Below are 577 nucleotides of genomic sequence, written 5' to 3' on the forward strand. Positions count from 1 at the left end.
CACGTGCTCTGCACGTGTGAAAATATACTTTTAGAGTGGTAATGGAGATGGAATTAAAAACTCCTCTCGATATAATGAAAATGGCCGTCAAACCAAATTCAAATCGAGAGGAGTTTTGCTCAATGTCGAGCGACAATAGTTTATCACACACAAGATGGAATTGTAAGTATCACATAGTTTTTATACCAAAATACAGAAGGAAAGTAATCTACGGTGAATTAAGAAAAGACATCGGAGCGATTTTAAGACGTCTATGTGAAATGAAAGACGTAGAACTCATAGAAGGACATGCAATGCCAGATCATATACATATGCTGGTTAAAATTCCTCCAAAATTATCCGTATCACAATTCGTAGGCTATTTAAAAGGAAAGAGTTCTTTAATGATTCACGATAGACATGCAAATTTAAAATATAAACACGGAAATCGAACGTTTTGGGCAAAAGGATATTATGTCACTACAGTAGGTCTTAACGAAAAAGCGGTAGCAAAATACATTAGGGAACAAGAAGCTGAAGATCGATTACGTGATCAAATGACGAGTAGAGAATATATAGACCCATTTAAACGAGATTA

General features: G+C 35.2%; 1 protein-coding gene. It reads left to right on the forward strand.

All coding sequences use genetic code 11. The features are described 5' to 3' along the window. Positions 1 to 122: 122 nt before the first annotated feature. On the forward strand, positions 123 to 577 hold a 455-nt coding region (gene tnpA, locus ACH0B5_RS18085; RefSeq protein ID WP_341362949.1), incomplete at its 3' end, for an IS200/IS605 family transposase.

It is taken from the genome of Ureibacillus sp. 179-F W5.1 NHS (genome assembly GCF_045369345.1).
GTDB classification, from domain to species: domain Bacteria; phylum Bacillota; class Bacilli; order Bacillales_A; family Planococcaceae; genus Ureibacillus; species Ureibacillus halotolerans.